General features: G+C 70.2%; 20 protein-coding genes. 16 read left to right on the top strand and 4 right to left on the bottom strand.

All coding sequences use genetic code 11. The features are described 5' to 3' along the window. Positions 1-52: 52 nt before the first annotated feature. Positions 53-826, bottom strand: a complete 774-nt coding sequence (locus tag BLS43_RS17630; RefSeq protein ID WP_093086062.1) for an enoyl-CoA hydratase-related protein — start codon at positions 824-826, stop codon at positions 53-55. A gap of 108 nt (positions 827-934) precedes the next feature. On the opposite strand from BLS43_RS17630, the gene BLS43_RS17625 reads away from it, so the two are divergent. The 7 genes from BLS43_RS17625 to BLS43_RS17595 all read left to right on the top strand — a co-directional run bounded on the left by BLS43_RS17625 (position 935) and on the right by BLS43_RS17595 (position 7,706). Further along, a complete protein-coding gene (locus BLS43_RS17625; protein WP_093086059.1) occupies positions 935-1,795 on the top strand; it encodes an SDR family NAD(P)-dependent oxidoreductase in 861 nt (286 codons plus the stop codon). A 72-nt stretch (positions 1,796-1,867) separates the two neighbouring features. Then, positions 1,868-3,151, top strand: coding sequence for an amidohydrolase family protein (locus BLS43_RS17620; protein WP_093086056.1), 1,284 nt, complete (start codon positions 1,868-1,870; stop codon positions 3,149-3,151). 128 nt (positions 3,152-3,279) lie between these two features. Further along, positions 3,280-4,458 carry a serine hydrolase domain-containing protein gene (locus tag BLS43_RS17615; protein ID WP_245707560.1) on the top strand — a complete coding sequence of 393 codons (1,179 nt, stop codon included), beginning with the start codon at positions 3,280-3,282 and terminating at the stop codon, positions 4,456-4,458. Positions 4,459-4,486: 28 nt separating this feature from the next. Continuing rightward, positions 4,487-5,956: an aldehyde dehydrogenase family protein gene (locus BLS43_RS17610; protein WP_093086050.1), complete on the top strand. Its 1,470-nt coding sequence runs from the start codon at positions 4,487-4,489 to the stop codon at positions 5,954-5,956. Positions 5,957-5,989: 33 nt separating this feature from the next. Next, positions 5,990-6,472 (top strand): cupin domain-containing protein, encoded by a 483-nt coding sequence (locus BLS43_RS17605; protein WP_093086048.1) that lies wholly within the window; start codon positions 5,990-5,992, stop codon positions 6,470-6,472. After that, positions 6,469-6,792: a putative quinol monooxygenase gene (locus BLS43_RS17600; RefSeq protein WP_093086045.1), complete on the top strand. Its 324-nt coding sequence runs from the start codon at positions 6,469-6,471 to the stop codon at positions 6,790-6,792. The genes BLS43_RS17605 and BLS43_RS17600 overlap by 4 nt, the downstream gene beginning before the upstream one ends. Continuing rightward, complete coding sequence (locus BLS43_RS17595) at positions 6,789-7,706, top strand: cyclase family protein (protein WP_218129881.1); 918 nt, start codon at positions 6,789-6,791, stop codon at positions 7,704-7,706. The genes BLS43_RS17600 and BLS43_RS17595 overlap by 4 nt, the downstream gene beginning before the upstream one ends. A 38-nt stretch (positions 7,707-7,744) precedes the next feature. On the opposite strand, the gene BLS43_RS17590 is transcribed toward BLS43_RS17595, so the two are convergent. Together BLS43_RS17590 and BLS43_RS17585 are read right to left on the bottom strand one after the other, a co-directional pair. Then, positions 7,745-8,509, bottom strand: coding sequence for a FadR/GntR family transcriptional regulator (locus BLS43_RS17590; protein ID WP_093086040.1), 765 nt, complete (start codon positions 8,507-8,509; stop codon positions 7,745-7,747). Positions 8,510-8,538: 29 nt separating this feature from the next. Continuing rightward, positions 8,539-9,546, bottom strand: a complete 1,008-nt coding sequence (locus BLS43_RS17585) for a DUF2889 domain-containing protein (protein ID WP_093086037.1) — start codon at positions 9,544-9,546, stop codon at positions 8,539-8,541. A 536-nt stretch (positions 9,547-10,082) separates the two neighbouring features. Between BLS43_RS17585 and BLS43_RS17580 the strand changes: the two genes are divergently transcribed. The 9 genes from BLS43_RS17580 (at position 10,083) to BLS43_RS17540 (ending at position 20,832) form a co-directional block, all read left to right on the top strand. Continuing rightward, positions 10,083-11,471, top strand: a complete 1,389-nt coding sequence (locus BLS43_RS17580; RefSeq protein ID WP_093086034.1) for an ABC transporter substrate-binding protein — start codon at positions 10,083-10,085, stop codon at positions 11,469-11,471. Between the two features lie 158 nt (positions 11,472-11,629). After that, positions 11,630-13,045 carry an ABC transporter substrate-binding protein gene (locus tag BLS43_RS17575; RefSeq protein ID WP_143030093.1) on the top strand — a complete coding sequence of 472 codons (1,416 nt, stop codon included), beginning with the start codon at positions 11,630-11,632 and terminating at the stop codon, positions 13,043-13,045. Between the two features lie 61 nt (positions 13,046-13,106). Next, entirely contained in the window at positions 13,107-14,681 is a 1,575-nt protein-coding gene (locus BLS43_RS17570) for an ABC transporter substrate-binding protein (RefSeq protein WP_093086028.1), read from the top strand. After that, positions 14,678-15,703, top strand: a complete 1,026-nt coding sequence (locus BLS43_RS17565) for an ABC transporter permease (RefSeq protein ID WP_245707551.1) — start codon at positions 14,678-14,680, stop codon at positions 15,701-15,703. Before BLS43_RS17570 ends, BLS43_RS17565 begins: the two co-directional genes overlap by 4 nt. A 6-nt stretch (positions 15,704-15,709) precedes the next feature. Next, positions 15,710-16,636, top strand: a complete 927-nt coding sequence (locus BLS43_RS17560; RefSeq protein WP_093086025.1) for an ABC transporter permease — start codon at positions 15,710-15,712, stop codon at positions 16,634-16,636. 5 nt (positions 16,637-16,641) lie between these two features. Further along, on the top strand, positions 16,642-17,685 hold the full coding sequence (locus BLS43_RS17555) for an ABC transporter ATP-binding protein (protein WP_093086303.1): 1,044 nt from the start codon (positions 16,642-16,644) through the stop codon (positions 17,683-17,685). Then, positions 17,685-18,680 carry an ABC transporter ATP-binding protein gene (locus tag BLS43_RS17550; RefSeq protein ID WP_093086022.1) on the top strand — a complete coding sequence of 332 codons (996 nt, stop codon included), beginning with the start codon at positions 17,685-17,687 and terminating at the stop codon, positions 18,678-18,680. Before BLS43_RS17555 ends, BLS43_RS17550 begins: the two co-directional genes overlap by 1 nt. Positions 18,681-18,774: 94 nt before the next feature. Further along, a complete protein-coding gene (locus BLS43_RS17545) occupies positions 18,775-19,542 on the top strand; it encodes a glucose 1-dehydrogenase (RefSeq protein ID WP_093086300.1) in 768 nt (255 codons plus the stop codon). A 135-nt stretch (positions 19,543-19,677) separates the two neighbouring features. Continuing rightward, complete coding sequence (locus BLS43_RS17540; RefSeq protein ID WP_245707550.1) at positions 19,678-20,832, top strand: amidohydrolase family protein; 1,155 nt, start codon at positions 19,678-19,680, stop codon at positions 20,830-20,832. A 96-nt stretch (positions 20,833-20,928) separates the two neighbouring features. Here BLS43_RS17540 and BLS43_RS17535 read toward each other — a convergent pair whose 3' ends face one another. Next, complete coding sequence (locus BLS43_RS17535; protein WP_093086017.1) at positions 20,929-21,444, bottom strand: nuclear transport factor 2 family protein; 516 nt, start codon at positions 21,442-21,444, stop codon at positions 20,929-20,931. Positions 21,445-21,487: the final 43 nt, after the last annotated feature.

Genomic DNA, 21,487 nt, shown 5'->3' with positions numbered 1-21,487 from the left:
CGTGTCGGGTGTGAGGGGCGTCGATCGGTGTATGGCCGCCGCCGCGCGGTCGCTAGCGTCCACTCCACCGGGGCGGGCGCTTCTCGAGGAAGGCCTGCACGCCCTCGTGTCGGTCGGCCGACGCCAGTACGCGCTGGTTGACCTCGTTGGACAGCGCCCAGTCCCGCTCGTCCGTCGCGCTCGCGATGCTTTGTACCGCCCGCAGCGTCTCCTGCACGGCCACCGGGGCGTTCGCGGCGATCTGTGTGGCCAGCGCGAGGGCGGCGGACTCGGCGTCCCCGTCGTCGACGATCTCGCTGAGCATGCCGAGCTCGTGGGCACGCGGCGCGCCGAGCGGGCGGCCGGTCAGGAGCATGTCCCTGGCGACGGGGGCCGGCAGGGACCGGGCGGCGCGGAACAGGGCGCCGGCGTTGGCCACGACCCCGCGCGTGACCTCGGGCAGACCGAAGCGGGCGGAGCGCCCCGCGACCACCAGGTCGCAGGACAGGACGATCTCGAACCCGCCGCCCAGTGCCGCGCCCTCGACGGCGGCGACGAGCGGAGTGGACCGTCGGCGCGTGACGACGCCGAAGGTTCCACCCCGGGGAGTGGGGTCGCCCGCCCCGCCGGTCAGATCCGTACCGGCACAGAAGGCCTGAGCGCCGCCGCTGAGGACGCCGCACCGCAGCTCCGGATCGTCGTCGAGCCGGTTCAGTGCGGCGTCCAGGGCGGCGGTCATCGCCGCGTCGACCGCGTTGCGTTTGGCAGGGCGCTCCATGCGGACGAGTAGCACGTGACCGTGCCGCTCGGTCGCCACCCGGTGATCGCCGCCGGCGGCGGCGCTCATCGTCCCCATCGGCCCACACCGTCCGGTCTCGCAGACGGAACATCGCATCGTGACTGCATAATCTGATAAGATACATCGAGTCAGTGCTGACGCCGGAGGTTTTTCTCGATGACCCGTTCGGACCCCGCATCCCGGCGCGCTCGCTTCGGGCTTGACAAGCTGCCGTACTGGCAGCAGGAGCGGCGCGTGCAGGATCTCCTCGACCTGACCGGCACGCGGGTCGCGGTGACCGGGGGTGGCGGCGCGAACCTCGGGCAGGCGATCGTCCACCGTCTGGCCGGGGCGGGCGCGGACGTGGCGGTGATCGACCGGGACGGGCCTCTCGCCGCCGGGGTCGCCGAGGCCGCGGCGACGCGGTGGGGTGCTCGCGTCCACCCGTTCACCGCAGACCTGACCCGGGCAACGGAGTGCCGGCGGGTCGTCGACGAGGTACGCGCCGAGCTCGGCGACATCGACGTCTGGGTGAACAACGTCGGCGGTGGCGCCGGCGGCTTCGCCGCGATGACGGCGGAGGACATCGACCGTGTCGTCGGGACGACGTTCCTGTGCACGCTCTACGGCACGCATGCGGTGCTGCCGGGCATGCTCGAGCGGGGGCGCGGCACGATCGTCAACATCTCGTCCGAGGGTGGCCTGATGGCGAACCCGCACATCACGCTGTACAACTCCTGCAAGGCCGGAGTCGACGGGTTCACCCGCAACCTCGCGGCCGAGGTGGGCCCGCGGGGGATCCGCGTGGTCGGGGTTCGGCCGGGGATGATGCTCGGCGAGTCCCTCGTGGCCTCCCTCAACGACCCGGAGGGTTACCCGGACCGGCTCGCCTCGATGAGCGACGCGGTCGACCGGATCACGGTCGGTCGCGCATGCCTGCCCGAGGAGGTCGCGAACATGGTGGTCTTCCTCGTCTCACCGGCGGGCGAGCACGTCCACGGCACGTCGGTCAGTGTCGGCGGCGGCATGTCGGCGTGAGCCGGCTGCCCGGCCGGACCCGCACGGATCGTGGCACCCAGTCAGAACGGTCGTCCTTCACCTGGAGGCATTGTGGAAGAGCGCTATCTCCTGATCTCGACCGACTCGCACGTGGGTCCGTCCGTCGCCCGGCAGCTGCGTGAGTACTGTGACCGGCGGCACCTTGAGGCGTTCGACGAGGACGTCCGGTCCACACAGACGCACTACTCGACCGCGCACGCCGCCGAGATCAACGCCAACGACCCGCTCGGTGGGGCGATCCAGGGCGGGAACACGGTGGCCGCCGTCGCGCTCGCCTCCGACACCAACACCGCGGCGATGAAACAGCGCTGGGCCGACGCCGCGGCGGTGGAGGGGCTGCAGGACCCACAGGCACGGCTGCGAGACATGGACGCCGAGGGTGTCGCCGTCGACATCGTCTTCGCCGGTGGGCAGAACGACGAGATGCTGCCCTTCGACACGCACCCGGACCCGGAGATGCGTGCGGTCGGTGCGGAGATCTTCAATCGGTGGATGGTCGACTTCTGCTCGGCGGACCCGCTGCGGCTCAAGGGCGTCGCCCAGATCTCGCTCCATGACATCGACGCCGCGGTCGACGCGGTGCGCAAGGCCAAGGACGCGGGCTTCTGCAGCATCAACTTCCCGTCCCCGAGGCGGGACCTGCTGCCCTACACCGAGGAGGCGTACGAGCCGTTCTGGAGCGTGTGCGCCGAGCTCGAGATGCCGCTGAACACCCACGGCGGCGGTGGTGAGCGCGGGTACTGGAGCGGGAAGGGGGCGCGGTGGTGCTCGCGGGCCGAGGGGCAGTTCATGGCCCGCCGGGCCCTGTGGGGGCTCATCTTCGGCGGGGTGTTCGAACGCCACCCCGGCCTGACGCTGGTGCTGACCGAGCAGATGTCGAGCTGGGTGCCGCAGACCATGCGGCAGCTCGACGGGATCTACGACGACAACCTGGCCGCGTTCCGGGGGTTCCAGGACGAGCTGCCGCTTCGGCCGAGCGAGTACTGGGCGCGCCAGGTCTTCGTGGGCAACAGCTTCATGTCCCGTCCCGAGGCGCTGATGCGCAACGAGATCGGCCTGCAGAACATCATGTACGGCACGGACTACCCGCACGCGGAGAGCATCTTCCCGCTGACCCGGCTCGCGATGCGTCAGGCGTTCCACGGGCTGCCGCCGCAGGAGGTCGCGATGATCCTGGGGGGCAACGCCGCCCGCTGCTTCGGCTTCGACGTCGACGCGCTACGGCCGGTGGCCGACCGGATCGGCCCGACGGTGGCCGAGATCGACGTGGCCCCGACAGAGCAGGAGCTCGCCGAGGACGTCCCGCCGTTCTGTCTGGCCTTCCGCCGCTACTGAACTCCGGGCCGCCGGTGGGTCCGCGGTCGTCCGGACGGCGTGATCTTCCACTGACCAGCTCAATCTGATAAGAATAATGTCGCCTGGTCCGGTCCACCGCGGGGCCGGCGGATCGAGGAGTGCGCGTGATGCAGGATGCCCGGATCGAGAAGGCCCTCGCGGAGGCGACGACGCGGTACGGCGAGCGGGGACTGCAGGTCGCGGCCTACCTCGGTCCGGACGTGATCGTCGACGCGTGGACGGGCCCGGCGGACCAGGACGGCAGGCCCGTCACGGGCGACACCCTGTTCTCGGTGTTCTCCGTGTCGAAGGCGATCACCTCGCTGGCGTTGCACCTGCAGGCCGAGCGGGGGCTGGTCGACTACGAGTCCCCGGTCGCCCGCTACTGGCCGGAGTTCGGCGGCAACGGCAAGGGGGACATCCTGGTCCGTCATGTCCTCAGCCACCAGTCGGGGATCCCGCAGATGCCGGAAGGGGTCACCCCCGAGCTCCTCGGTGACTGGGGGTGGATGACCGCGCGGGTCGCCGAGTTCACCCCGCTCTTCGCCCCCGGCACATCGAGCGCCTACCAGTCGCTCGTCTTCGGGCACATCGTCGGCGAGGTCGTCCGGCGTACGGACCCGTCCGGCCGTGACTTCGGTGAGTTCGTCCGTCAGGAGCTGTGTGCGCCGCTCGGGATCGAAGACCTGTTCTTCGGGGTACCGGATCAGCGGCTGCCCGACGTGGCCGTGCTGACCTCGATCCTGTCCCGCGAACGGGTGGTGGGGGAGACGGAGGCGAGCCGGCTCGCCAAGCCCGACGCGGTCGCCCCGGACGCCCACGTGCACAATCTGGATGTCGTGAAGCAGGCGTGCTATCCCGCTGCCGGGGGGATCATGTCCGCTCGTGCGGCCGCCCGGCTGGCTGCGCTGGTGGCGAACGGCGGCGAGCTCGACGGTGTCCGGCTGTTGTCGGAGTTCCGGGTCCGCAACCTGCTCACCCCGCGGCCCAACGGCGACGCCCTCGACGAGGTGCTCTTCGGTGGTGGCCGGGTCGCCCCCTCGATCGGTACCGGCGGCTTCTGGCTCGGGGGCGGCACGGTCCTCGGCGGCGGTGCCGCCACCCTCTACCACGGCGGCTCCGGCGGCAGCCTGCTGTGGGTGGACCTGGACCGCAGGTTGTCGGTGGCGATCTTCCACAACCGCATGTTCGAAGCCTTCGACCCGGGGTCGGGGGACCACCCGTTCTCCGCCATCGGCCGGGCGGTGCTCGACGTCGCCGGCGAGCGCCTCGCAGCGGCCGGACACTCCCCGTCCGTGACCGCCTGACCATCGAGCCACGGAGGAGACACAGGGCATGACCCACACGCCCCTGGCCGAGGTGCCACTGCCGGCGCCCGGCCTGCTGATCGGGACCGACCGACTGGCGGAGTCGTCGGGTGGTTCCGCGGTGCACCGGTTCCCCGCCACCGGCGCGGCCGACCAGCCGGTACCGATGGCAGGCGCACGGGAGATCGATCTCGCGGCCGCGGCCGCGGCCGAGGGAGCAGCCCGATGGCAGGCTCTCACGCCCGACCGGCGCCGGGACGCGCTCCTGCGGCTGGCCGACGTCGTCGACGAGCACGGCGACGAGCTCGTGGCGCTCTCCATCCGCGACAGCGGGTTCCCGCTCCGCATCGCCGCGCTGGGCCCGTCGCGGGCCGCGGGAGGGCTACGCTATTACGCGGGTTGGGCTGACAAGATCGTCGGTGACGTGGTGCCGACCTGGTTCGGGCCGGCGTTCGACTACGCGGTGTCGGAGCCGATCGGCGTCATCGGCGTCTTCGCGACCTGGAACACGCCGGTCTACAACCTCGGACTGACGGTGGCCCCGGCGCTCGCCGCAGGCAACGCTGTCATTCTGAAGCCGTCGGAGCTGGCGCCGTACGCCTATCTCCGGTTCGGCGAGCTGTGCCTGGAGGCCGGCCTGCCGCCCGGGCTGGTGAACGTCCTGCCCGGAGGGGCCGAAGCCGGGACCGCACTGGTCGAGCACACCGGTGTCGGCAAGATCCACTTCACCGGCGGGGGCACGGTCGGGCGCCGCGTGGCGGCGCTCGCGGCCGAGCACCTCAAGCCGATCGACCTCGAGCTCGGCGGCAAGTCGGCCAACCTGATCTTCCCCGACGCCGACCTGGAACGGGCCGTGGCGGTCTCCGTCGGCGGCATCCACGGCGGCAGTGGACAGACGTGCATCACCGCGGGCCGGATGATCGCCCACGAGTCCGTCGTCGACGAGGTCGTCGAGATCGCACGCAAGCAGATCGCCCAGCACGTCCTCGGTGACCCGTTCGACGCGGCGACGACGATGGGGCCGGTCATCACCGAGGCCGCCCGCACCCGAATCCTCGGCATGGTCGACCGGGCCACCACCGAGGGCGCCGAGCTGTGCGCCGGTGGGTCGGCGACCGCCGTCGGCGGGGCCGGGTACTTCGTCGAGCCGACCCTGCTCGCCGGGGTGCGGCCCGACAGTGAGCTGGCCCAGACCGAGGTCTACGGTCCCGTGTTGAGCCTGTCCACCTTCCGCACCGAGGACGAGGCCCTCGCCCTGGCGAACGGCACGCCCTTCGGGCTGAGCAGCTACCTCCAGACCCGTGACGTCGGCCGGGTGCACCGGATGGCCGCCCAGCTGAGCAGCGGTTCGGTGTATGTCAACGGCCGCGGCGGCATCGGACCCGGAATGCCGTTCGGCGGGTACAAGGAGAGTGGGTACGGCCGTCTCGGCGGACGGGAAGGTCTGATGACCTTCATGCAGTCTAAGAACGTGTGGATCTCGATGGACGACGAGTAAACGCGGCAACCACCACCCGGAAGGCGGCAGGTCATGAAGTACTACCCCTATGGCACCACCCCCAGCGAGACGCCCGAATGGTTCATCAAGGCCCTCTCGGGCACGATGATGGACGCCACCAAGATCCCGCTCTGGCACCTGGACAGCTCCGTCGAGGACTTCTCGGTGCCCGCGGCCTTCTTCCTCGAGATGCCCCCGAACTACACGCTCTTCAAGCACGGCCACCCGTGCCAGCGGTTCGAGATCGTGATCAAGGGCTCCCTGGACCTCGGGGACGGACGCATCGCCAAGGCAGGCGACACCTTCACCGCGGACCCCTACACGCTCTACGGGCCACACACCGCGGGGCCCGAGGGTTGCACGACGATCGAGGTCTTCAGCGCGCTGGAGGGCATGTTCCGGCTGCTCTACGAAGACGAGAACGGTGAGATGCAGGAGGCCGACGCCCGCAAGAACGAGGTGCCCCCGACCTACGTCCCGCTGCCCGGTGACGCCGAGGTCACGGGCGGATCGTGACCCTCTGCCACCCGCCCCTGACCGGTGCGGAGATCGCGATCATCGGTCAAGGGGTGATCGACGAGAGCCGGCGGGCCGACCTGATGGAGCGGCTGGAGGTGCTGCGCCGCATCGCCGCCGACGAGCCCGGCACCCTCGCCTGGCAGTGGTACTGCGATCTCAAGGACCCGTCGGTGCTCTGTGTGTACGAGCTCTACTCGGACAGAGAGGCGCTCGACCTGCACCGGGAGCACGTGCTGCACCTGCTGCCCGGAGTAGGAGAGTGCTTCAGCACGCCGATCGCGCCGCGCCGCGTCCGCCCGATGGCGAGCCGGGCGTGACCCGCGCAGGAAAGGACACGATGGCGGAGGACAACTGGGGCCGCTGGGGCGACGACGACGAGCGGGGCACGCTGAACCTGCTGACCGACGACGTCGTCCTCGAGGCCGCGCGCAGCTGTCGGAGCGGGAAGGTCTACCGGCTGTCGCTGCCGCTGGCCCGCACGGGCGTGCCGCTGGCCGCCTACCGGGGCGGCCCTCAGCGCCTGAGCCTGCTGACCGAACGCGACAACCTGCTCGGCGTCGCGGGGGTGCCGGATGAGGACGGCGCCTGTGAGGACGTGCTGATCCTGCCTTCACACTCCGTCACGCACATCGACGCGCTGTGCCACGCCTACCACGAGGGAACCTTCTACAACGGGTTCCCGGCGTCCGGGTTCGAGCCCTACGGGGGAGCGACGCGGCTCGGCGTCGAGAAGCTGTCCGGGTTCGCGGGGCGTGGGGTGCTCCTCGACCTCGCGGGGTTCCTCGGCGTGTCCTGGCTGGAGAGCGACCATGTGATCGCGCCGGGCGAGCTCGCCGACTGCGCGCGGGCCCAGGGGGTCGAGATCCGGGCCGGGGACATCGTGCTCCTGCGGACCGGATGGCAGGACAGGTTCCTCGCGGAGGTGTCCCGCGGGGATACCCCCGGACACACGCAGCCGGGCATCGGGCTCGAGGCGGCCCGCTACCTGGCCGAGCGGGACATCGCCGCCCTGGGCGCCGACAACAGTGGCATCGAACCCATCCCGTTCCCGGCGGGCCGGCCGCTCGCGGTGCACATCGAGATGCTCATCCGGCGGGGCACGCCGCTGATCGAGAACATGATGCTGCGGGAGCTGGCCGCCGACGGTTGTCACGAGTTCCTCTTCGTACTCGGTGCGCTGCCTGTCCCGGGCGCGACCGGCAGTCCGGTCAATCCCATCGCGATCGCCTGAGCCGACGGCGGGGACGACGCCACATCCCTCCCGGCGGTTCAGCCGTCCGTGCCGTCCGAGCCGTCGAGCAGGTGCTTCTCGAGGAGCTCGTCGACGTCCGCCCAGGCGATGGGGCGCTCCAGCACGCCCGCGTCCGCGGTGCTGAGGTCCTCGTAACCGAGGATCATGCGCGCCATCCGCTGGGACGCGCCCCACGAGTCGCCCTCGGCGATCGCCTCCGCGATGCCCTGCTTCTCGATGGCGATCCGCTTGCGCACCCGCGGGTGCAGCTCCCAGCCGATGGCCGACGACATCCAGGACAACGCGGGGAGCATGGCGGCGATCAGCAGGTTTCCCGACGCTTCCGCGACCAGATCGTGGAACTGGCGGTTCAGCGCATGGAACGTGGCCGTGTCATGTCGCGCATCCAGCAGACGCGTAGTGCATTTCGTCAGGGCGTCCGCCTGTTCCGGGGTCCGACGTCGGGCCGCGAGCGCCGCCATCGCCGGTTCGATCGTCGCCCGCGTCTCGAGCACGGTTCGCAGGGTGCCGCCACCGGTCTGCAGGGTCATGGCGAGGAATGCGGCGAGCTGGGTCGGCCGTGGATGCGCCATGATGGCCCCGCCCCCTGCGCCCCGCCTCAGCTCCACGGCCCCCTGTGCCTCAAGCAGCCGGAGAGCCTCGCGCAGTGATCCCCTCGCCACCCCGTAGCGGTCGATGAGCTCGGATTCCGAGCCCAGGTGATCACCCGGCTTCAGCCCGCGTTCGGCCGCTTCTCGCATCAGCCGCCGAGCGATCTCGGCTGCCACCTTCGGCTGGGCCACCCCTGACCTCCTTCGACGTGCGGGGAAGCCTAGCGCCGATCGGGCCGGACCCGGTGAATGGCGTCGAGGAGGTGCTGCGCGTCGCCGAGCGCACGGAGAACGTCGTTGAGGTGGGTGCACGTGCTGACCCCGGTGAACGTCTTGCTGACATGCTTGCGCAGCTCCCCGACGGGCCGTCCGCGCAGCCGCCCGGCGCTCGCGGTCGCTTGTGGACACTCGGGCGCCGGGAGGACGTGGGGTACGGCGTCGATCCGGCGCACCGTGCCGGTCTCATCGATCCGGCCGAGGACGCTGTATTCGTGCACGGTCCGTGGCGCGGGGTCGTCCTGTCGGCGTACATCGCGCAGGTAGGCGTGGAATCGGAACCACCCGTCCGGCTCCGCGACCAGGTCCAGCCTTCGCGCCCGCCGCATCGACCAGGGGCCGAGGACGGGCATGTCGTGCCAGCCCCGGGGGTCGTCGGGGTCGTCGAGTCGCTCACTGACCGGACCCTGTACGAACGGTGACCCACCGGTTCGCTCGGCGAGCGTGAGCAACCGTCCGTCGGTCTGCCAGCCCGCGCACACGCCGGCAGGCGGGTGCCCGCCACTGGAGGCGACGCCGGGGCGCCGAGCCCACAGGTTGCCCGACACCAGGAGACAGACCGGTATGTCGTCGAGCAGGAGTGCGAGCGGCCCGCCCGAGGCGGCCAGGTCCGGGGCGGCGGCGTCCAGAGCCCGGCGGAAACCCGAACGCGCCGACGACCCGACGAGGGCCGCCAGCGGGCCCGACCAGGAGGCCGGGGTCGTGGTCAGCTCCGTGAGCGTGCCACCCTCGCCTTCGACCACGCCCGCCATCGTCGCGTAGTCGAGCACCCGCGCGCCCTCTGCGGTCGTGTGCAGGTCTTGGGCCCGGCCCTCCAGACGCAGTTCCGGCCGGGACTCGTCGGCGATGGTGACGTCCACGGTCGACGTACGCCGGACCGAGCCGGCGGGCCGTGCTGGACTCGGCTCGCCCGCCGTGCCGGAACGGTAGGCGTCCGCCGACACATCGATCATGCTGGGCCTCCTTGCAGGACGGCGTCGTCATGCGAGACACCGCGGGATCTGCTCACGAGGTGTCCGCCCCATCTGTCCGATCGGTTCGGACTGACCCTTGTGTGTGAATGTTATCAGCTTTAGTCTAGGCCCTGCATCAGTGACGGGCATTACAGGTCGTCCCGTGGTCGGGCCCTGGTCCCCGAGTCCTGCGGCCGCCGCCCGAGCGGTCACGCCGGTCGGGAACCGGTCCCCCGGCAGGACTCTGGTGCGGTGGCGTCGGGTTCGCATGCCTGCGGACCAGAAGAAGGCAAAGGAGCCTCAAGGTGACGAGACAGGCCGCACCTCACGCGCGGAGCGCCCGCATCGGAGAGGTGCGGCGCCGGCGGTCCCGCCCGCGACGGTGGAGCGCGACCCTGGCGACGGCGCTGGCCGTGGTTCTCCTCTCGGCAGGCTGCGCAGGAGGTGTTTCGTCGGGCGGGTCGGGCGACGCCCCTGGCGGCCCGCCCCGCTCCGGCGGGGCGCTCACCCTGCTCAACCAGACCGAAACCCAGGCGGTGAGTCCGTTCAAGATGCAGATCATCACCGCGACCCGCGGTGACGGCGTGGTCGGGTTCTCGCTCTACGGAGGCCTGGTCCTGCAGGATCCCGCGACGGGCGACGTCTCGATGTCGCTGGCCGAGTCCCTCGACTCCACGGACAGCCTCAACTGGACCCTGAGACTGCGGCCGGGGTTGGTCTTCTCCGACGGCACACCGTTCGACGCGGCCGCGGTGAAACTCAACTGGGAACGCCACGGCGCGCCGGAGACCACGAGCAGCTCCCTCGCACAGGTGAAGGCCATCGCGTCGACGACGGTCGTGGACGCCCGGACCCTGCGAGTCACGCTGGCCGCTCCCAACGGGCAGTGGCCGCGGGCGTTGGCCGGTAACACCATCAACTTCATCGTCTCGCCGTCGTCGATCGACACGGCGGACACCGCACCGGTCGGCGCCGGACCCTTCACCCTGAAGGAGTGGGTGCGCGACGACCACATGACCCTGGTGCGCAACCCGAAGTACTTCGACGCGCCTCGCCCGTACCTCGACCAGCTCGTCGTCCGGCCCATCCCCGACGCCGGCCAGCGCTACAACGGCCTGGTCTCCGGTCAGGGACAGATCGAGTTCAACTCCGCGGACTTCGAGTCGCTCGCCCAGGCCACCGAGGCCGGATACACGACGTACACGAGCAAGCTCAGCGGCGGCATCGCCTTCGTGCTCAACAACTCCCGGGCGCCGTTCAACGACGTGCGGGTGCGGCGGGCGGTCATGCTGGGCCTCGACGTCGCGCTGCTCAACGACCTGGTCCAGGGCGGCCGGGCGGAGGTCACGAAGACGATCTCCGCGCCGGGCACCCCCTTCTACGATCCCGCGATCGCCTACCCGGCCACCGACCGGGCGCAGGCCCAGCAGCTGCTCGACCAGGTGTCGGGGGAGAAGGGCGGGCCGGTCACCTTCACGATCCTGGTCAACCCGCAGAACCGGACGACGGCTGAGGGCATCCAGACGCTGCTGTCGGAGTACAGGAACATCGCGGTCTCGGTGAAGGTCATGGACTCGACCCAGTCGACCGTCGTGCAGGGCGACTACGACATGGGCGTGTCGGGCAACTTCTTCGTCGACCCCGAGCCCAAGATCTACGACTCGTTCCACACGGGCAACCCCCGCAACGTCAGCCGCTACTCGAACCCCACGGTCGACGCGGCGCTCGAGAAGGGTCGGTCCTCGCAGGACGAGAGCGAGCGCAAAGCGGCGTACGAGATCGTCCAGAAGGGTCTGATCGACGACGCGGCCACCCTGTCGCTGTGGCGCATCCCGAGTTCGCTGACCCACGACGACACGGTCCGGGACGTCTCGACGATCGAGGACGGCGTTCTGCGCACCGATCTCGTCTGGACGGCCAAGTGAGGGCGGGACCCAGGTGGCCCGCGTCCCCGCGGTCCGCCGCACTGATCGCGGGTGCGCTCACGGCGCTCGTGGTGGTCGCGGCCTGCGGGGGAGGAGGCGCTTCCACCGGTGGCGGCACGTCCGACGCTTCACCCCGGTCGGGCGGGACGCTGACCCTGTTGAACCAGACCGAGACGCAGAGCCTCGACCCCACCAAGATGTCGATCATCACCGCGACGCGGGGTGATGGCGCCGTCGGGTTCGCCCTCTACGGTGGGCTGGTCCTGCAGGACCCCGCGACCGGGAAGGTCGAGATGTCGCAGGCGCGGTCGCTCGACAGCCCCGACGGCGTGACCTGGACGCTCACCCTCCGCCCGGGGCTGACGTTCTCCGACGGCACGCCGTTCGACGCGGCCGCGGTCAAGCTCAACTGGGAGCGGCACGCGGCGCCGGGCAGCACCAGCAGCGCCCTGGCCCAGGTCCAGAACATCGCGTCGATGGTGGTCGCCGACCCACAGACGCTGCGGGTGACGCTCAAGGGGGTGAACCGGGAGTGGGCGCGCGGGCTCGCCGGCTACCCGATCGACTTCATCGCCTCGCCCCGGTCCTTCGCGGGCGACCCGAACGCCACTCCGGCGGGCGCCGGGCCGTTCGTCCTGAAGGAGTGGGTCCGGGACGACCACATGACCCTGGTGCGCAACCCGAAGTACTTCGACGCACCCCGGCCCTACCTCGACGAGCTCGTGATCCGGCCGATCCCCGACGTCGCCCAGCGCTACAACGCGCTGGCGTCCGGGCAGGGCCAGATCGAGTACAACTCCCAGGACTTCGAGTCCATCGGGCGCGCGCAGGAGGCCGGCTACACGGTCTACACCACCACGCTCAGCGGCGGCTTCGCCTTCGCCCTGAACGCCGCGCGCGCCCCGTTCAAGGACGTCCGGGTTCGTCGGGCGGTGGCCCTCGGGCTCGACCTCGGGCTGCTCAACGACCTCGTCCAAGGCGGTCGAGCCGAGCTGCTGAAGACGGTCGCGGCCCCCGGCACGCCGTTCTACGACGAGTCGATCGCCTACCCGGCTCCGGACCGGGTTCGAGCGCAGCAGCTCTTCGACGAGGTGTCGGCCGAGACCGGGGCGCCGATCGCGTTCACGATCCTGACGAACCCCGGCAACCGGGCGACCGCGGAGGGCATTCAGACCCTGCTGGCGGAGTACCGCAACGTGAAGGTCTCCGTCGAGTCCCTGGCTGTCACCCAACCACGGGTGGTACAGGGCGACTACGACATGGTCGCCACGGGGTACTTCTACGTGGATCCCGAGCCGAAGCTCTACGACTTCCTCCACACCGGGAGCGCCCGCAACACGACCGGCTTCTCCGACCCCGCGGTCGACGCTGCGCTGGAGAAGGGCCGGTCATCCCAGAACGACGACGAGCGCCGCGAGGCCTACGAGGTCGTCCAGCGCGCTCTCATCGACGACGTCCCGGCGATCCAGCTCTGGCGCCTGCCGAGCTCGCTCGTCCACACCGACGCGGTCCGCGGGGTCGAGACGATCGAGGACGGCGTCCTGCGCGTCGACCTCGTGTCGCTCGCGTCCTGACCGTCCTCGACCGCCCACCTCGACCAGTCCACCCGGACGACGACGCCCGCGAGGAGCACCCATGCGATTCCTGAGATCTCGAGGCGGCGCGGCCCTGGCCGCCATCTCCGCCGCCCTCGTCCTGCTCGCCGGATGTGGCGGCTCCACTCAGGGAGGAGCGGACGAACCGTCCGGCCCTCCCCAGAGTGGCGGCAGCGCGACATTCGGCGTAACCGGCGACGTCAGCGGCACGTTCGACCCGGCGAAGCTGCTGTCGGTCTCGGGGACGATCGCCGACGGCACCGTCGGCTCGTTGCTCTACGGCGGCCTTGTGGAGACCGACCCGAAGACCCAGCAGGTCGTCCCGGTGATGGCGAAGTCGCTCACCTCGGACGACGGCACGGTGTGGAGCCTGGTCCTGCGGGACGGGCTGAAGTTCAGCGACGGCACGGCGTTCGATGCGGCCGCGGTCAAGCTCAACTGGGAGCGGCACGCCGATCCGGCGCTCGCCTCCGGGGCCCGCGGGGTGGCGAGCTCGTTCGCCTCGCTCGAGGTGGTCGACCCCACCACCCTCCGCATCACGCTCAAGGACATCAACTTCCAGTTCCCGCGGTCGCTGGCGTTGTTCGCGGTGAACTGGATCGCCTCGCCGGCGGCCATCCGGGCCGGCACGCTCGGGGAGAATCCGGTCGGGGCGGGGCCGTTCCTGCTGAAGGAGCGGCTGCGCGACGACCACATGACCTTCGTCCGCAACCCCGCCTACTACGACGCTCCCCGGCCCTATCTCGACCAGGTGGTCCTGCGCCCGATCCCGGACGGCGCCCAGCGGCTCAACTCCGCGGCGACCGGGCAGCTCGACGGGCTGGTCGCGCTGACCCGCAACGACGCGGTGCAGGGGGAGCAGCAGGGACTCCAGGTGCTGTCCGTCGCCATGAGCGGAGGCACGTCGATGTACTTCAACTTCGCCAAGCCGACCTCCGGTGACGTGCGGTTCCGCCAGGCCATGCGGCTGGCGATCGACAACGCGGCGGTGAGCGAGGCCGTCGAACAGGGGAACGGTCCGGAGACGTCCACGTTCTTCGCGCCGGACACGGCGTTCTACGACCAGGCCGCGGCCTTCCCGAAGCCCGACCTCGCCGCGGCACAGAAGCTGATCGACGAGATGGCGGCCGAGCGCGGCGGACCGATCAGCTTCACCTTCCTCGTCGACCAGCGCAACGAGCAGCTGGGGACGGCGGTGCAGACGCAGCTGGCCGCGCTCAAGAACCTGGACATGAAGCTCGAGGTGGCGTCGCAGTTCCTGCCGACCCAACGGCAGGCCTCCGGGGACTACGAGGTCTCGGTGCAGAACAACTTCAACCTCGACCCGGAGCCCCGCATCGGGCTGCTCCTGCAGCCGGGTAACGCCCGCAACTTCCTCCGCTACGACAACCCTGAGATGACCGCGGTCATGCAGGCCGGTCGGGCCACCCAGGACCTCGAGCAGCGCAAGGCCGCTTACAGGAAGTTCGACGAGATCGTCAACCGAGACGTCCCCTGGGTGCTGTTCCTGCGCGCGAACCCGAACGTCCTGTGGGACGGGAGCAAGCTCAGGGACATCAGCGTGTTCGAGGACGGCATCGTCCACTGGGACCGGGTCTGGCGGGCCGGCACGTGACCCAGCTGACGACGCCCACGCCCACGGCCCGGCCCGCCGCTGCTCCGTCGGCCGGATCGCGGGCCGCGGCCGTCGGTCGCAAGCTCCGGACCAGGCTGCTGCACATCGTGCCGGTCCTGCTCCTGGTGACGTTCGGGTCGATGCTGCTCGTGGACCTCACCCCGGGCGACCCGGCCGCGACAATCCTCGGTGAGAGCGCGACACCGGACCAGGTCGCGGCGCTGCGCCAGCAGCTCGGGCTCGACCGGCCGCTGTTCGTCCGGTACGGCGAGTGGATCGCGCACATCGCGCAGGGCGACTTCGGCCGCTCGATCCGCTCACAGCAGCCAGTACTGGACGCTATCCTCGAGCGGCTGCCCGTGACGATCGAGCTGGCGATCCTGGCCCAGATCATGGCCTTCCTCGTCGTGATCCCGCTGGCGCTCTACACCGCCTACCGGGCGGGCGGGCGGGCCGACCGCCTGGCGAACGTGGTGACGTCCGGGCTGGTGTCGATGCCCCCGTTCCTGACCGCGTTGCTGCTCGTCTTCGTCTTCGCCCTGAGCCTCCGGGCCTTTCCGGCCACCGGGTGGGTGCGGATCGCCGACGACCCGCTCGGCAACCTGCGGTCTGCGTTCCTGCCGGCTCTGGCCCTCGCGCTGACCGAGCTCGCGGTGTTGACCAGGGTGCTGCGCAGCGACCTGATCGCGACCCTGCAGGAAGACTTCATCCTCTCGGCCAAGGCCAAAGGACTGCCCACCTGGTACGTGCTTCTGCGACACGCACTGCGGCCCTCGTCGTTCTCGCTGGTGACGCTGGCCGGGTTGAGTCTCGGCCGGCTCATCGGTGGGGCCGTCATCGTCGAGACACTGTTCGCCCTGCCCGGTATCGGTCAGCTGCTGGTCAACTCGATCCTCGCCAAGGACGCTGTGGTCGTGCAGGGCGTCGTGGTCTTCGTCGCCATCGTCTACGTGGCGCTCAACGTCCTGACCGACGTCTTCTACACGATCCTCGATCCGCGGACCCGAGTCACGGGAGCCTGATCGCCCATGAAGAACTCCACCACCCCCACCACCACGGCGCCGGTCCCGGCCGTCGTCGAGGGCCCGGCCCCACCTCCTCCGGCGGAGACCGCGGCACCACCGGTCGCACGGGCCAAGCGGTCCAGAACGATCCTCGTGAAGCTGGCGATCGGCTGGCTGGCCGTCGTCGTCCTGCTCGCCGTGTTCGCCGACCTGCTGCCGATCCCGGGCTACGACGTCCGGATCGGCAGGCCTGCGATGGGGCCCTCCTGGGACTTGGCAAGTCTGCTCGGCACCGACGGTCTCGGTCGGAGCACGCTGTCCCGGCTGATCTACGGCGCCCGAGTGTCGCTCGCGGTCGGTGTGGTGTCCGTGCTGATCGGCATGGTCATCGGCGGCGTGCTCGGGCTCCTGGCGGGCTACCTCCGCGGCGGGTTCGAGAAGGTCGTCACCATCCTCACCGACAGCTTGCTCGCCTACCCGCCGCTGGTGCTGCTGCTGGCCATCACTTCCACGCTGGGGTCGAGCCTGCGCAGCCTGGTGATCTCGCTGGGTCTGCTGTGCGTGCCGACGTTCACCCGGTTGGCCAGGGCGAACACCCTGGCCTTCGCCCAGCGAGAGTTCGTGACGGCGAGCCGGGCTCTGGGCGGTCGCCCGCTGCGGATCATCTTCCGCGAGATCCTGCCCAACGTCGTGCTTCCGGTGGCCTCGTACGCCTTCGTGATGGCCGCCGTCGTCATCGTCGCTGAAGGGTCGCTGAGCTTCCTCGGCCTCGGCATCCCGCCGCCCTCGCCCAGCTGGGGCGGGATGATCAGCGCGGCGAAGGACCGGCTCGCCACCCAGCCGCACCTGGTGTTCATCCCGGCCGCGGCCATGTTCCTGACGATCTTCGCGCTGAACGTGGTCGGCGACCGGGCGCGGACCCGGTTCGACGTGCGGGAGTCCGCCCTGTGAGCGCGATGTTGGAGGTCACCGACCTCGTCACCACGTTCCGCACCGCTCGTGGCCTGGTGCGGGCCGTCGACGGTGTCTCGTTCGAGCTCGACACGGGCCGCACGTTGGCCATCGTCGGCGAGTCCGGTTCCGGCAAGTCCGTCCTGGCCCGCTCGCTGATGAACCTGCTGCCGTCCAGCGCAGACACCAGCCGGGGGACCGCCGTCTACCAGGGGACCCAGCTGCGCGGCCAGTCCGCCGCGGCGCTGCGCCGCATCTGGGGCGACGAGATCTCCATGATCTTCCAGGACCCCATGACGTCGCTGAACCCGGTGGTGAGAGTGGGCCGGCAGATCACCGAGTCGTTGCGCTTCCACCGCGGACAGCGGGGCGCGGCGGCTCAGGAGCGGGCACTCGAGCTCATGCGCGACGTCGGGATCCCGGACCCGGCGAGCCGGCTGAGCGTGTACCCACACCAGCTTTCCGGTGGGATGCGCCAGCGCGTCGCGATCGCCACGGCGCTGGCCTGCGAGCCCAGCCTGCTGATCGCGGACGAGCCCACCACGGCGCTCGACGTGACGATCCAGCGGCAGATCCTGGACCTGCTGCAGCGGCTGCAGGTCGAGCACGGGATGGCCATCATCCTCATCACGCACGACCTCGGGGTCGCGGCCGGGCGTACCGACGAGGTCGCGGTCATGTACGCGGGTCGCATCGTGGAGAAGGCGGCGACGCCGGTCCTGTTCTCGGCCATGCGCCACCCCTACACGGAGGCCCTGCTGGCCTCCATCCCCCGTCTGGAGAACGCGGTGCACACGCGTCTGACGACGATCGGTGGACGGCCACCGGACCTGATCAATCCACGTCGGGGCTGCGCTTTCGCCCCGCGCTGCCGCTACGCGCAGCCACGTTGCCTGGAGGAGGACCCGGTGCTCGAGACCGCGACCACGGTGGGGCACGAGGTGGCGTGCTTCTACCCGGTGGACACAGAGGCGGGCCGCGCCGCGCTGTCGGCCAACTCGGCTGCGGGCGTGAGCGCCGCGGGCACGACGGTCCGGGCGGCGGTCTGATGGCCGGCAGCGGAACCGCGCACCTGCGCCCCGCCGAGGAGGACATCGTGCTGCGCGTCGAGGACCTGGTCGTGGAGTACCAGGTGGCGGGCGGGACCGTTCAGGCCGTCTCGGGGCTCAGCTTCGACGTGCGCCGGGGTGAGACACTCGGGCTGGTCGGCGAGTCGGGGTGCGGTAAGTCCACCACCGGTCGCGCGGTGATGATGTTGCCCCGACCGAGCGGCGGCTCGGTGCGGTTCGACGACCGCGAAATGACCGGGCTGTCCCAGGCGGAGCTGCGGGCGACGCGGCCGAAGCTGCAGATGATCTTCCAGGACCCGATCTCGTCGCTGAACCCCCGCCGGACGATCGACAAGATCGTCGGCGAGGGGCTGTCCATCTGGAAGCGCTCCGATGCGCGGGCCCGCGTCGCCGAGGTGATCTCGGCGGTGGGGCTCGACCCGGACGTCGTCTCCACTCGCAGGCCACACCAGTTCTCCGGCGGTCAGTGCCAACGCATCTCCATCGCGCGCGTCCTGGCCATGGAGCCTGAGATCGTCATCTGCGACGAGCCGGTCTCGGCGCTCGACGTGTCCGTTCAGGCCCAGATCCTGAACCTGCTGGAGGACATGAAGGCGCGCTACCAGCTCACGCTCATCTTCATCGCCCACGACCTCGCAGTGGTGAAGAACGTCAGCGACCGGATCGCCGTGATGTACCTCGGGAAGCTGTGCGAGATCGGGCCGTCGGGGGCGGTGTACGAGAAGCCGTGGCACCCCTACACCCAGGCGCTCCTCGAGGCCGTCCCGGTGCCGGACCCGTCGGTGGCCATCGAGCCCATGGCGGTGGAGGGGGAGCTGCCGTCGCCGCTCGCCCCCCCGAGTGGGTGTCGCTTCCGCACGCGCTGCCCGCTCGCCCGGGACAGGTGCGCCCAGGAGGAACCGCAGATGCGTGGGGTCGGACCGGGCCATTTCGTGGCCTGCCACTTTCCGCCGGCGGAGAATCGCTCGGCGTAGTGGGGATCGGCGAGACGGTTCTCCGGGGCCTAAAGATGATAAGATTCGGATCGATGGTCAGGTTTCGCGAAGGGCACGAGGCGAGGAGATGGACATGACCGGCCTGCTGCAGGGCAAGGTCGCGCTGATCACCGGCGCGGCGCGCGGCCAAGGCGAGTCCGCCGCTCGCATCTTCCACGCGGAAGGGGCGACTGTCGTACTCGCCGACGTGCTGGACGACCTCGGTGAGACGGTCGCCAAGGAGCTCGGCGACGGCGCGATCTACCGCCACCTCGACGTCCGGGACGAAGACCAGTGGGCCGCCGTGGTCGCGGAGGCGGAACAGGCGTTCGGACCGGTGACGGTGCTGCACAACAACGCCGCCGTCCTGCGGGGCGGCACGGTGGAGAAGTCGACACGCCGAGACTTCATGGACCTGATGGACGTCAATGTCTGGGGCTGCCTCGTGGGCATGCAGCAGGTGGCGCCCTCGATGCGACGTGCGGGAGGCGGCTCCATCATCAACGTGTCGTCCACCGGCGGCCTGATCGGCCAGCCCGGCGCCGTCACCTACTCGGCCTCGAAAGCGGCTGTTCGCGGGCTCTCGAAGGCCGCGGCCATCGACCTCGCGCCGGACATCCGGGTCAACTCGCTGCATCCGGGCTGGGTCGACACCCCGATGGTGCGCGACAAGAACAGGCAGACCGACGAGGAGTACCTCGCCAGTCTGCTGCCGGTGGTGCCGATGGCACGCGCCGCTCATCCGGACGAGCTGGCCAGGGCTGCCCTGTTCCTCGCCTCGGACCTCAGCTCGTACGTGACGGGCAGCGAGCTGGTCGTCGACGGCGGCAGGACGGCGGGCACGCCCGTGCAGCGGCGGTAGCCGGTCCTCGTCGTCCTTGACGGTGGGGAACCTCAGCGTAGTATTCGTATCATATTCAGCCGGCCGCTCAGCGGGGCCGAGCGCGACGAAGTCGTCGAGAGGGAGGCAGTTGTGCCGCTTCAGCCGCACATGAAAATGATCTCGGTGGATGACCACCTCATCGAGCACCCGACGGTGTGGACGGACCGGTTGCCGGCGAAGTACCAGCATCTCGCGCCGCGGGTGATCACCGCGAAAGAGGACATGTCGGCGAAGCACGCCATCTTCGGTGAGGTCTTCGTCGGAGCAGGCCAGCAGACCTGGATGTTCGAGGACCGCCTCTACCCGCAGCTGGCGCTCAACGCGGTGGCGGGCAAGGACCCCAAGGAATGGCAGAATCGCGAGCCCACCAGCTACGAGGACATCATCCCCGGGTGCTGGAAGCCCGCCGCGCGGGTGGCGGACATGGACATGGGCGGTATCCACGCCATGGTCATGTACCCCACCTTCCCGCGGTTCGCGGGCACGGCGTTCCTCGAGTCGGAGGACAAGGAGCTTGCGCTGCTCTCGGTGCGGGCCTGGAACGACTTCGTGTTCGAGGAGTGGAGCGACCCGTACCCGGACCGCTTCATCCCGATCTCGATCCTGCCCCTGTGGGACGTCGACCTCGCCGTGGCGGAGCTCGAGCGGGTGGCGGAGCGCGGCTCGAAGGGCATCTCCTTCCCGGAGAACCCGGCGCCGCTGGGCCTGCCGAGCTGGACCTCGGGCGGCTGGGACAAGGTGTGCGCCGCGGCGCAGGCTCACGACATGCCGCTGTGCATGCACTTCGGCACCTCCGGCAAGACTCTGAAGCCGAGTGCGGACTGCTCGGACCTCGCCGTCACGGCGACGATGGGTCTCAACTCGATGATCACCTTCGCAGACCTGCTGTTCTCGCCGGTGTTCCACAAGTTCCCCCAGCTCAAGGCGGTCCTGGCGGAGGGCGGCATCGGCTGGCTGCCCTACATGCTCGAGCGTGCCGAGCTGTCGTGGTCGAAGCACCGCTGGCACAACAAGGCGTCGGACGTGAACCCGCGTGATCTGTGGGCCCGCAACCTCTACGGTTGCTACATCACCGACGCGCACGGCGTCGGCGCACGCCACGAGATCGGCGTCGACCGGATCATGTGGGAGTGCGACTACCCGCACTCTGACTCCGACTGGCCGCACTCGCGCAAGATGGCGGCCGACCAGCTCAAGGACGTGCCGGACGACGAGGTGCACCAGATCGTGGAGCTGACGGCGCGAAAGGTCTTCAACTTCACCGCCTGATCTCCCACTCGACGACTGCGCGGGCCCCGACCGGGGCCCGCGCAGTCGTCTTCTCGGTGGGTCGGCGATCCCCCCCGGCGTGCGGAGCGGGACGGGTCAGCCCTGGGGGACGAGAGTGAACGCGGGATGGTCGAGCATCAGTCGCGTCAGCTCCAGGCTGGTGATCCGCCAGGTGCCGTCGATGCGACGGTAGGTCTCCGTGTAGTGGCCGTGACCGTAGAACGGAGGCCGCCCCGTTGCGGGGGAGGGGACGACGTAGTCGGTCATGGCCCACCGTGCACCCGCGGAGTTCGCATCGACGACGTCGATCTCCGCCTGGTGCACCTGGTGGACGGTGGTGCCACCGGAGAGCGTGCGCCGCAGGTTCGCCAGCCACGGGGCGACGCCGTGCAGGACGACCGGCTCCGTCGAGGTCTCCAGGACGAACGTGGCGTCGTCGACGAAGAGTGCGACGAGCTCCTCCCACCGCTGGGTGTCGAGCAGACGAAGGTAGGTCGCCTTGAGGTAGCGGACGTCCTCGATGACCTCGAGGCGGGTCAGCGGGTCCAGCGCACCACCGGGGACCGACGGCGCGTGATCGTGCCAGGAGGTTGGCACTGGTTCGGTACTCATCAGACGATGGATCCCTTCAGCGTGGAGGACGGCGTGGTCGGGC

The sequence above is a fragment of the Pseudonocardia oroxyli genome, assembly GCF_900102195.1.
Lineage (GTDB): Bacteria > Actinomycetota > Actinomycetes > Mycobacteriales > Pseudonocardiaceae > Pseudonocardia > Pseudonocardia oroxyli.
Note: the sequence above shows the minus strand (reverse complement) of the source record. Positions and strands in the feature narration are given on the sequence as shown.

What these genes read in the sequence shown, in the direction of transcription:
- BLS43_RS17630 (WP_093086062.1), bottom strand. Translation starts at nt 826, where the DNA reads ATGAGCGCCGCCGCCGGCGGCGATCACCGGGTGGCGACCGAGCGGCAC.
- BLS43_RS17625 (WP_093086059.1), top strand. Translation starts at nt 935, where the DNA reads ATGACCCGTTCGGACCCCGCATCCCGGCGCGCTCGCTTCGGGCTTGAC.
- BLS43_RS17615 (WP_245707560.1), top strand. Translation starts at nt 3,280, where the DNA reads ATGCAGGATGCCCGGATCGAGAAGGCCCTCGCGGAGGCGACGACGCGG.
- BLS43_RS17610 (WP_093086050.1), top strand. Translation starts at nt 4,487, where the DNA reads ATGACCCACACGCCCCTGGCCGAGGTGCCACTGCCGGCGCCCGGCCTG.
- BLS43_RS17605 (WP_093086048.1), top strand. Translation starts at nt 5,990, where the DNA reads ATGAAGTACTACCCCTATGGCACCACCCCCAGCGAGACGCCCGAATGG.
- BLS43_RS17585 (WP_093086037.1), bottom strand. Translation starts at nt 9,546, where the DNA reads ATGATCGATGTGTCGGCGGACGCCTACCGTTCCGGCACGGCGGGCGAG.
- BLS43_RS17570 (WP_093086028.1), top strand. Translation starts at nt 13,107, where the DNA reads ATGCGATTCCTGAGATCTCGAGGCGGCGCGGCCCTGGCCGCCATCTCC.
- BLS43_RS17560 (WP_093086025.1), top strand. Translation starts at nt 15,710, where the DNA reads ATGAAGAACTCCACCACCCCCACCACCACGGCGCCGGTCCCGGCCGTC.
- BLS43_RS17555 (WP_093086303.1), top strand. Translation starts at nt 16,642, where the DNA reads ATGTTGGAGGTCACCGACCTCGTCACCACGTTCCGCACCGCTCGTGGC.
- BLS43_RS17550 (WP_093086022.1), top strand. Translation starts at nt 17,685, where the DNA reads ATGGCCGGCAGCGGAACCGCGCACCTGCGCCCCGCCGAGGAGGACATC.
- BLS43_RS17545 (WP_093086300.1), top strand. Translation starts at nt 18,775, where the DNA reads ATGACCGGCCTGCTGCAGGGCAAGGTCGCGCTGATCACCGGCGCGGCG.
- BLS43_RS17540 (WP_245707550.1), top strand. Translation starts at nt 19,678, where the DNA reads ATGATCTCGGTGGATGACCACCTCATCGAGCACCCGACGGTGTGGACG.
- BLS43_RS17535 (WP_093086017.1), bottom strand. Translation starts at nt 21,444, where the DNA reads ATGAGTACCGAACCAGTGCCAACCTCCTGGCACGATCACGCGCCGTCG.